General features: G+C 54.9%; 3 protein-coding genes, 2 tRNA genes and 3 rRNA genes. 7 read left to right on the forward strand and 1 reads right to left on the reverse strand.

The window, feature by feature from the left end:
• Positions 1–94: 94 nt before the first annotated feature.
• Positions 95–1015 carry a LysR family transcriptional regulator gene (locus tag J3P97_RS03225; RefSeq protein ID WP_434673466.1) on the reverse strand — a complete coding sequence of 307 codons (921 nt, stop codon included), beginning with the start codon at positions 1013–1015 and terminating at the stop codon, positions 95–97.
• Between the two features lie 121 nt (positions 1016–1136).
• Here J3P97_RS03225 and J3P97_RS03230 point away from each other — a divergent pair, with 121 nt between their 5' ends.
• The 7 genes from J3P97_RS03230 to rrf all read left to right on the forward strand — a co-directional run bounded on the left by J3P97_RS03230 (position 1137) and on the right by rrf (position 9870).
• Positions 1137–2486 (forward strand): aspartate aminotransferase family protein, encoded by a 1350-nt coding sequence (locus tag J3P97_RS03230; RefSeq protein WP_434569906.1) that lies wholly within the window; start codon positions 1137–1139, stop codon positions 2484–2486.
• Positions 2487–2549: 63 nt separating this feature from the next.
• Positions 2550–4043 carry a CoA-acylating methylmalonate-semialdehyde dehydrogenase gene (locus J3P97_RS03235; RefSeq protein WP_434673467.1) on the forward strand — a complete coding sequence of 498 codons (1494 nt, stop codon included), beginning with the start codon at positions 2550–2552 and terminating at the stop codon, positions 4041–4043.
• Between the two features lie 635 nt (positions 4044–4678).
• A 16S ribosomal RNA gene (locus tag J3P97_RS03240) occupies positions 4679–6217 on the forward strand.
• Positions 6218–6282: 65 nt separating this feature from the next.
• Positions 6283–6359 (forward strand) — tRNA-Ile (locus J3P97_RS03245).
• 27 nt (positions 6360–6386) lie between these two features.
• Positions 6387–6462 (forward strand) — tRNA-Ala (locus tag J3P97_RS03250).
• A gap of 251 nt (positions 6463–6713) precedes the next feature.
• A 23S ribosomal RNA gene (locus J3P97_RS03255) occupies positions 6714–9605 on the forward strand.
• A gap of 149 nt (positions 9606–9754) precedes the next feature.
• Positions 9755–9870 (forward strand): 5S ribosomal RNA (gene rrf / locus J3P97_RS03260).
• The 16S, 23S and 5S rRNA genes sit together here with 2 tRNA genes alongside, the layout of an rRNA operon.
• The last annotated feature ends 149 nt before the right edge of the window (positions 9871–10019 follow it).

Below are 10019 nucleotides of genomic sequence, written 5' to 3' on the forward strand. Positions count from 1 at the left end.
GGCTGGGTCTGTGGGGGCGGGCAAGTGCGTTCATAGCGCACCGGCGCGGATCCGACAAGTGCTGCTGCCATAAAAGCCGTGTACTGCAAAAATGTCAGCGGGTTGCCGCCAGGTTTTTGAGAAAACTTTCCAGCACCAGGTGCGGGCGGCGACCCTTGCGTGTGACCGACGCCAGGCTCAGATCATAAAAACGTGCCAAGGGCTTGAGGGCTCGCAGCCGTCCTTGCTGAACCCATAGATTGGCGTAGTGATCTGGCAGATAACCAATGTAACGTCCGGTGAGGATCAGGAACGCCATGCCTTCGCGATCCGAGGCGCTGGCGGTGCAGTTGAGTGCCTGGTAATGAGCCTGGATCTCGGCGGGCAGACGAAAGGTTGGCGCGATGGCGTCCTGGCTGTTGAGCCGAGCGTCTTCGAGCTGTTGGTCGTCCACATAAAACAGCGGATGACCTACTGCGCAGTACAGCAGCGAGCGTTCACTGTAAAGCGGTTGATATTCGAGTCCGGAAAGGGCGCTGGCCTGGGGCACTACGCCGACATGCAGGCGCCCGTCGAGCACGCCTTGTTCGACTTCGTTGGGAGCGATCATGCGAATCTGGATCTGCACGTCCGGCCCGCGTTCTTTCAACTGGGCCAAGGCATGCGTGATCCGCATATGGGGCAGGGTGACAAGATTGTCCGTCAGGCCGATGGTCAACTCACCGCGCAAATGCTGGTGCAGGCCGTTGACCTCGGTGCGAAAGCTCTCCAGCGCGCTCAATAACTGCAATGCCGATTGATAGACTTCGCGCCCTTCCTCCGTCAGTGAAAAGCCCGCGCGCCCACGCTGGCACAGACGCAGGCCAAGACGCTGCTCCAGATCATTCATCTGCTGGCTGATGGCAGAGCGGCCAATGCCAAGCACGGTTTCCGCTGCCGAAAACCCGCCGCATTCCACCACGCTGCGGAAAATGCGCAGCAAGCGGATATCGAAGTCGCTGACTTGGGCCAGTGGATCGGGACGACGAGCGCTCATAGTTTAGTGGTCCGCTGACTGAAGGTTAGAAAAGCTGGATTTCACCGACTTTATCGTCGTGGCAACGTAGCCGCAAGAACGCCTTGGCTTCATGCCGCTCATACCCTGCGAGGTTTTGTCGATGAACATGCCCGAACACGCTGTCGGTTCCCTGGCCAGCCAGCTAAAGCTGGATGCCCACTGGATGCCCTACACGGCCAATCGTAATTTCCAACGCGATCCCCGCTTGATCGTCGCCGCCGAGGGTAGCTGGCTGACGGATGACAAGGGGCGCAAGGTCTACGATTCGTTGTCGGGCTTGTGGACCTGTGGCGCCGGGCACACTCGCAAGGAAATCCAGGAGGCGGTCGCCAGGCAATTGGGCACCCTCGATTATTCCCCGGGATTCCAGTACGGCCATCCGCTGTCGTTCCAACTGGCGGAAAAGATCACCAGCCTGACCCCGGGCAACCTCAACCATGTGTTCTTCACCGACTCCGGTTCCGAGTGCGCCGATACCGCAGTGAAGATGGTCCGTGCCTACTGGCGCCTCAAGGGACAGGCCACCAAGACCAAGATGATCGGCCGTGCCCGTGGTTATCACGGCGTGAACATCGCCGGCACCAGCCTGGGCGGCGTCAGTGGCAACCGTAAATTGTTCGGCCAGGCCATGATGGACGTTGATCATCTGCCCCACACCTTGCTGGCCAGCAATGCCTATTCCCGTGGCATGCCGAAGGAAGGTGGCATCGCCTTGGCCGATGAGCTGCTGAAATTGATCGAGCTGCACGACGCTTCCAACATTGCGGCCGTATTTGTCGAGCCGATGGCCGGATCCGCCGGGGTCCTGGTCCCGCCTGAGGGATATCTCAAGCGTCTGCGGCAGATCTGCGACCAGCACAACATCCTGCTGGTGTTTGACGAGGTCATTACCGGTTTCGGTCGCACCGGTTCGATGTTCGGCGCGGATAGCTTTGGCGTGGTTCCGGACCTGATGTGCATCGCCAAGCAGGTCACCAACGGCGCCATCCCCATGGGGGCGGTGATTGCCAGTTCGGAAATCTACCAGACGTTCATGAACCAGCCGACGCCCGAATATGCGGTGGAGTTTCCCCACGGCTATACCTATTCGGCGCACCCGGTGGCCTGTGCGGCTGGCCTTGCGGCACTGGATCTGTTGCAGAAGGAAAACCTGGTGCAAAGCGTGGCCGAGGTCGCGCCGCATTTCGAGAGTGCCTTGCATGGTTTGAAAGGCTCGAAGAACGTCATCGACATTCGCAACTTCGGCCTGGCCGGGGCGATCCAGATTGCCCCGCGCGACGGCGACGCCATCGTGCGTCCGTTCGAGGCCGGGATGGCCCTGTGGAAAGCCGGTTTCTATGTGCGATTCGGCGGCGATACCCTGCAGTTCGGACCAACGTTCAACAGCAAGCCGCAGGATCTGGATCGTTTGTTCGATGCGGTCGGTGACGTGCTGAATAAAATCGACTGATTTCTTTCTTATATAGAGACGCTCGTTCAAGAGCGTCTGGCGAGCGAATTGTCTGGAGTCCCCATGAGCCTCATCCCGCATCTGATCAATGGCGAATTGCTGAGCGACAGCGCACGCACGGCCGACGTCTTCAACCCATCCACCGGGCAAGCAATCCACAAGGTCCCGCTGGCGGATCGCGCAACTGTCCAGCAGGCCATCGATGCCGCCAAGGCGGCTTTCCCGGCCTGGCGCAACACGCCGCCGGCCAAGCGTGCCCAGGTGATGTTTCGTTTCAAGCAGTTGCTGGAGCAGAACGAGTCGCGCATTGCCCAATTGATCAGCGAAGAACATGGCAAGACCCTCGAAGACGCCGCCGGTGAGCTCAAGCGCGGCATCGAAAACGTCGAGTTTGCCTGTGCAGCGCCGGAAATCCTGAAGGGCGAATACAGCCGTAACGTAGGACCGAACATCGACGCCTGGTCAGACTTTCAACCTTTAGGCGTGGTGGCGGGCATCACCCCGTTCAATTTCCCGGCGATGGTGCCGCTGTGGATGTATCCGCTGGCGATCGTCTGCGGTAACTGCTTCATCCTCAAGCCATCCGAGCGTGACCCGAGTTCGACGCTGCTGATCGCCCAGTTGCTGCTGGAAGCAGGTCTACCCAAGGGGGTGTTGAGCGTGGTCCATGGCGACAAGGCAGCCGTGGATGCACTGATCGAAGCGCCGGAAGTGAAGGCGCTGAGTTTTGTTGGCTCGACGCCGATTGCCGAGTACATCTATGCCGAAGGTACTCGTCGCGGCAAACGCGTTCAGGCGCTAGGCGGTGCCAAGAACCATGCGGTGTTGATGCCGGATGCCGACCTGGACAATGCCGTCAGCGCGCTGATGGGCGCAGCTTACGGTTCATGCGGTGAGCGTTGCATGGCGATTTCGGTGGCGGTGTGTGTCGGCGATCAGGTGGCGGATGCGCTGGTGGCCAAGTTGGTGCCGCAGATCCAGGCACTGAAGATCGGTGCCGGTACGTCTTGCGGTCTGGACATGGGGCCGTTGGTGACCGGCCAGCATCGGGACAAAGTCAGCGGCTATATAGAAGAGGGTGTGGCAGCAGGCGCCTCGCTGATTGTCGATGGTCGCGGCTTGAGTGTGTCTGGGCATGAAGAAGGGTTTTTCCTGGGCGGTTGCCTGTTTGATAGCGTAACGCCCGAGATGCGTATCTATAAGGAGGAAATCTTCGGGCCGGTACTGTGTATCGTCCGGGTCAACAGCCTGGAAGAGGCGATGCAACTGATCAATGATCACGAGTATGGCAACGGTACTTGTATCTTTACCCGGGACGGGGAGGCGGCACGGTTGTTCTGCGATGAGATCGAAGTCGGGATGGTCGGTGTAAACGTTCCATTGCCAGTGCCTGTTGCCTATCACAGCTTTGGCGGTTGGAAGCGTTCATTGTTTGGCGACCTGCATGCCTACGGTCCGGACGGGGTGCGTTTTTATACCCGTCGCAAGGCCATTACCCAGCGCTGGCCGCAACGTGCCAGCCACGAGGCTTCGCAGTTCGCATTCCCCAGCCTGTAATCGGCGTAATACAAAGACCGGTGCCCTTGGGCACCGGCCTTTTGTATTACAGGGTTTTTGATCGATATGACAGAATTGTGAAAATAACGGTTGACGGCAAATTCTGGATGTCTATAATTCGCCCCACTTCCGGCGCAGTCGAAACGTAAAACTCCTTGAGTTTCAACGAGTTAAGTAGGTTTCGAAAGTGTGCGGCTTCAGATCATCGAAGCACGGAAGGAGTGGGTAGGCCGGTTTGATGGGTTCTGCCGACGGTTCGATCCTCTCGGTCGAAAGCGGTAAAAAAGAGGTGTTGACAGCAGCGACTAACGCTGTAGAATTCGCCTCCCGCTAACGAGAGATCGGAAGCGCAAGTGGTTGAAGTTGTTGAGGATTTCCAAGCGAAACTTTGAAAGCTTCTTAAAATAACCGCTTGACAGATACACGGGGCGCTGTAGAATGCGCGCCTCGGTTGAGACGAAAGGCTCAACCCACCGCTCTTTAACAACTGAATCAAGCAATTCGTGTGGGTGCTTGTGGAGTCAGACTGCTAGTCAACAGATTATCAGCATCACAAGTTACTCCGCGAGAAATCAAAGATGTAACCAACGATTGCTGAGCCAAGTTTAGGGTTTTCTCAAAACCCAAAGATGTTTGAACTGAAGAGTTTGATCATGGCTCAGATTGAACGCTGGCGGCAGGCCTAACACATGCAAGTCGAGCGGCAGCACGGGTACTTGTACCTGGTGGCGAGCGGCGGACGGGTGAGTAATGCCTAGGAATCTGCCTGGTAGTGGGGGATAACGCTCGGAAACGGACGCTAATACCGCATACGTCCTACGGGAGAAAGCAGGGGACCTTCGGGCCTTGCGCTATCAGATGAGCCTAGGTCGGATTAGCTAGTTGGTGAGGTAATGGCTCACCAAGGCGACGATCCGTAACTGGTCTGAGAGGATGATCAGTCACACTGGAACTGAGACACGGTCCAGACTCCTACGGGAGGCAGCAGTGGGGAATATTGGACAATGGGCGAAAGCCTGATCCAGCCATGCCGCGTGTGTGAAGAAGGTCTTCGGATTGTAAAGCACTTTAAGTTGGGAGGAAGGGCAGTTACCTAATACGTAATTGTTTTGACGTTACCGACAGAATAAGCACCGGCTAACTCTGTGCCAGCAGCCGCGGTAATACAGAGGGTGCAAGCGTTAATCGGAATTACTGGGCGTAAAGCGCGCGTAGGTGGTTCGTTAAGTTGGATGTGAAATCCCCGGGCTCAACCTGGGAACTGCATTCAAAACTGTCGAGCTAGAGTATGGTAGAGGGTGGTGGAATTTCCTGTGTAGCGGTGAAATGCGTAGATATAGGAAGGAACACCAGTGGCGAAGGCGACCACCTGGACTGATACTGACACTGAGGTGCGAAAGCGTGGGGAGCAAACAGGATTAGATACCCTGGTAGTCCACGCCGTAAACGATGTCAACTAGCCGTTGGGAGCCTTGAGCTCTTAGTGGCGCAGCTAACGCATTAAGTTGACCGCCTGGGGAGTACGGCCGCAAGGTTAAAACTCAAATGAATTGACGGGGGCCCGCACAAGCGGTGGAGCATGTGGTTTAATTCGAAGCAACGCGAAGAACCTTACCAGGCCTTGACATCCAATGAACTTTCCAGAGATGGATTGGTGCCTTCGGGAACATTGAGACAGGTGCTGCATGGCTGTCGTCAGCTCGTGTCGTGAGATGTTGGGTTAAGTCCCGTAACGAGCGCAACCCTTGTCCTTAGTTACCAGCACGTTATGGTGGGCACTCTAAGGAGACTGCCGGTGACAAACCGGAGGAAGGTGGGGATGACGTCAAGTCATCATGGCCCTTACGGCCTGGGCTACACACGTGCTACAATGGTCGGTACAGAGGGTTGCCAAGCCGCGAGGTGGAGCTAATCCCACAAAACCGATCGTAGTCCGGATCGCAGTCTGCAACTCGACTGCGTGAAGTCGGAATCGCTAGTAATCGCGAATCAGAATGTCGCGGTGAATACGTTCCCGGGCCTTGTACACACCGCCCGTCACACCATGGGAGTGGGTTGCACCAGAAGTAGCTAGTCTAACCTTCGGGAGGACGGTTACCACGGTGTGATTCATGACTGGGGTGAAGTCGTAACAAGGTAGCCGTAGGGGAACCTGCGGCTGGATCACCTCCTTAATCGACGACCGCAGCGGCTTCATGAGCTCCCACACGAATTGCTTGATTCATTGAAGAAGACGATTGGGTCTGTAGCTCAGTTGGTTAGAGCGCACCCCTGATAAGGGTGAGGTCGGCAGTTCGAATCTGCCCAGACCCACCAATTTCATGGTGTCCCCTGTAGCGATACGGGGCCATAGCTCAGCTGGGAGAGCGCCTGCCTTGCACGCAGGAGGTCAGCGGTTCGATCCCGCTTGGCTCCACCATTACAGATTGGTACCAACGTTTAAAGCTTAGAAATGAGCATTCCACCGTACGGTGCCTGAATGTTGATTTCTAGTCTTTTGATTAGATCGTTCTTTAAAAATTTGGGTATGTGATAGAAAGATAGACTGAACGTTACTTTCACTGGTAACGGCTCAGGCTAAGGTAAAATTTGTGAGTTCTCTTAGTTGAGAAATTCGAATTTTCGGCGAATGTCGTCTTCACAGTATAACCAGATTGCTTGGGGTTATATGGTCAAGTGAAGAAGCGCATACGGTGGATGCCTTGGCAGTCAGAGGCGATGAAAGACGTGGTAGCCTGCGAAAAGCTTCGGGGAGTCGGCAAACAGACTTTGATCCGGAGATGTCTGAATGGGGGAACCCAGCCATCATAAGATGGTTATCTTGTACTGAATACATAGGTGCAAGAGGCGAACCAGGGGAACTGAAACATCTAAGTACCCTGAGGAAAAGAAATCAACCGAGATTCCCTTAGTAGTGGCGAGCGAACGGGGACTAGCCCTTAAGCTTCTTTGATTTTAGCGGAACGCTCTGGAAAGTGCGGCCATAGTGGGTGATAGCCCTGTACGCGAAAGGATCTTAGAAGTGAAATCGAGTAGGACGGAGCACGAGAAACTTTGTCTGAATATGGGGGGACCATCCTCCAAGGCTAAATACTACTGACTGACCGATAGTGAACTAGTACCGTGAGGGAAAGGCGAAAAGAACCCCGGAGAGGGGAGTGAAATAGATCCTGAAACCGTATGCGTACAAGCAGTGGGAGCCCACTTTGTTGGGTGACTGCGTACCTTTTGTATAATGGGTCAGCGACTTATTTTCAGTGGCGAGCTTAACCGAATAGGGGAGGCGTAGCGAAAGCGAGTCTTAATAGGGCGTCTAGTCGCTGGGAATAGACCCGAAACCGGGCGATCTATCCATGGGCAGGTTGAAGGTTAGGTAACACTGACTGGAGGACCGAACCGACTACCGTTGAAAAGTTAGCGGATGACCTGTGGATCGGAGTGAAAGGCTAATCAAGCTCGGAGATAGCTGGTTCTCCTCGAAAGCTATTTAGGTAGCGCCTCATGTATCACTGTAGGGGGTAGAGCACTGTTTCGGCTAGGGGGTCATCCCGACTTACCAAACCGATGCAAACTCCGAATACCTACAAGTGCCGAGCATGGGAGACACACGGCGGGTGCTAACGTCCGTCGTGAAAAGGGAAACAACCCAGACCGTCAGCTAAGGTCCCAAAGTTATGGTTAAGTGGGAAACGATGTGGGAAGGCTTAGACAGCTAGGAGGTTGGCTTAGAAGCAGCCACCCTTTAAAGAAAGCGTAATAGCTCACTAGTCGAGTCGGCCTGCGCGGAAGATGTAACGGGGCTCAAACCATACACCGAAGCTACGGGTATCACGCAAGTGATGCGGTAGAGGAGCGTTCTGTAAGCCTGTGAAGGTGAGTTGAGAAGCTTGCTGGAGGTATCAGAAGTGCGAATGCTGACATGAGTAACGACAATGGGTGTGAAAAACACCCACGCCGAAAGACCAAGGTTTCCTGCGCAACGTTAATCGACGCAGGGTTAGTCGGTCCCTAAGGCGAGGCTGAAAAGCGTAGTCGATGGAAAACAGGTTAATATTCCTGTACTTCTGGTTATTGCGATGGAGGGACGGAGAAGGCTAGGCCAGCTTGGCGTTGGTTGTCCAAGTTTAAGGTGGTAGGCTGAGATCTTAGGTAAATCCGGGATCTTAAGGCCGAGAGCTGATGACGAGTTACCCTTTGGGTGACGAAGTGGTTGATGCCATGCTTCCAAGAAAAGCTTCTAAGCTTCAGGTAACCAGGAACCGTACCCCAAACCGACACAGGTGGTTGGGTAGAGAATACCAAGGCGCTTGAGAGAACTCGGGTGAAGGAACTAGGCAAAATGGCACCGTAACTTCGGGAGAAGGTGCGCCGGTGAGGGTGAAGCACTTGCTGCGTAAGCCCACGCCGGTCGAAGATACCAGGCCGCTGCGACTGTTTATTAAAAACACAGCACTCTGCAAACACGAAAGTGGACGTATAGGGTGTGACGCCTGCCCGGTGCCGGAAGGTTAATTGATGGGGTTAGCTAACGCGAAGCTCTTGATCGAAGCCCCGGTAAACGGCGGCCGTAACTATAACGGTCCTAAGGTAGCGAAATTCCTTGTCGGGTAAGTTCCGACCTGCACGAATGGCGTAACGATGGCGGCGCTGTCTCCACCCGAGACTCAGTGAAATTGAAATCGCTGTGAAGATGCAGTGTATCCGCGGCTAGACGGAAAGACCCCGTGAACCTTTACTATAGCTTTGCACTGGACTTTGAATTTGCTTGTGTAGGATAGGTGGGAGGCTTTGAAGCGTGGACGCCAGTCTGCGTGGAGCCATCCTTGAAATACCACCCTGGCAACTTTGAGGTTCTAACTCAGGTCCGTTATCCGGATCGAGGACAGTGTATGGTGGGTAGTTTGACTGGGGCGGTCTCCTCCTAAAGAGTAACGGAGGAGTACGAAGGTGCGCTCAGACCGGTCGGAAATCGGTCGTAGAGTATAAAGGCAAAAGCGCGCTTGACTGCGAGACAGACACGTCGAGCAGGTACGAAAGTAGGTCTTAGTGATCCGGTGGTTCTGTATGGAAGGGCCATCGCTCAACGGATAAAAGGTACTCCGGGGATAACAGGCTGATACCGCCCAAGAGTTCATATCGACGGCGGTGTTTGGCACCTCGATGTCGGCTCATCACATCCTGGGGCTGAAGCCGGTCCCAAGGGTATGGCTGTTCGCCATTTAAAGTGGTACGCGAGCTGGGTTTAGAACGTCGTGAGACAGTTCGGTCCCTATCTGCCGTGGACGTTTGAGATTTGAGAGGGGCTGCTCCTAGTACGAGAGGACCGGAGTGGACGAACCTCTGGTGTTCCGGTTGTCACGCCAGTGGCATTGCCGGGTAGCTATGTTCGGAAAAGATAACCGCTGAAAGCATCTAAGCGGGAAACTTGCCTCAAGATGAGATCTCACTGGGACCTTGAGTCCCCTGAAGGGCCGTCGAAGACTACGACGTTGATAGGCAGGGTGTGTAAGCGCTGTGAGGCGTTGAGCTAACCTGTACTAATTGCCCGTGAGGCTTGACCATATAACACCCAAGCAATCTGTAGACTCGAAAGAGGCCAGATTGCGGTGTGTGAAGACGCAATGAACCGAAAGTTCGAGTCAAAACCCACAAACTATCGCATACCCATTCGCTGGAACGTGACCGCAAGGCACGCGCTGGCTACCGAATTTCTTGACGACCATAGAGCATTGGAACCACCTGATCCCATCCCGAACTCAGAAGTGAAACGATGCATCGCCGATGGTAGTGTGGGGTTTCCCCATGTGAGAGTAGGTCATCGTCAAGATTAAATTCCGAAACCCCTATCTGCTAACGCAGGTAGGGGTTTTGTTTTGCCCGCAAGAAAATTCTTACGACAAGTGCAGAAAGCTCCCGGCTGTCACGGCCCCCCGACAATGCTAAGGTTCCGCCCTGGCTTTTGCATTTTTCAAGGAC

It is taken from the genome of Pseudomonas sp. R1-15 (genome assembly GCF_051132085.1).
In the GTDB taxonomy this organism is placed as follows: domain Bacteria; phylum Pseudomonadota; class Gammaproteobacteria; order Pseudomonadales; family Pseudomonadaceae; genus Aquipseudomonas.

What these genes read in the sequence shown, in the direction of transcription:
- J3P97_RS03235 (WP_434673467.1), top strand. Translation starts at nt 2,550, where the DNA reads ATGAGCCTCATCCCGCATCTGATCAATGGCGAATTGCTGAGCGACAGC.
- J3P97_RS03225 (WP_434673466.1), bottom strand. Translation starts at nt 1,015, where the DNA reads ATGAGCGCTCGTCGTCCCGATCCACTGGCCCAAGTCAGCGACTTCGAT.
- J3P97_RS03230 (WP_434569906.1), top strand. Translation starts at nt 1,137, where the DNA reads ATGAACATGCCCGAACACGCTGTCGGTTCCCTGGCCAGCCAGCTAAAG.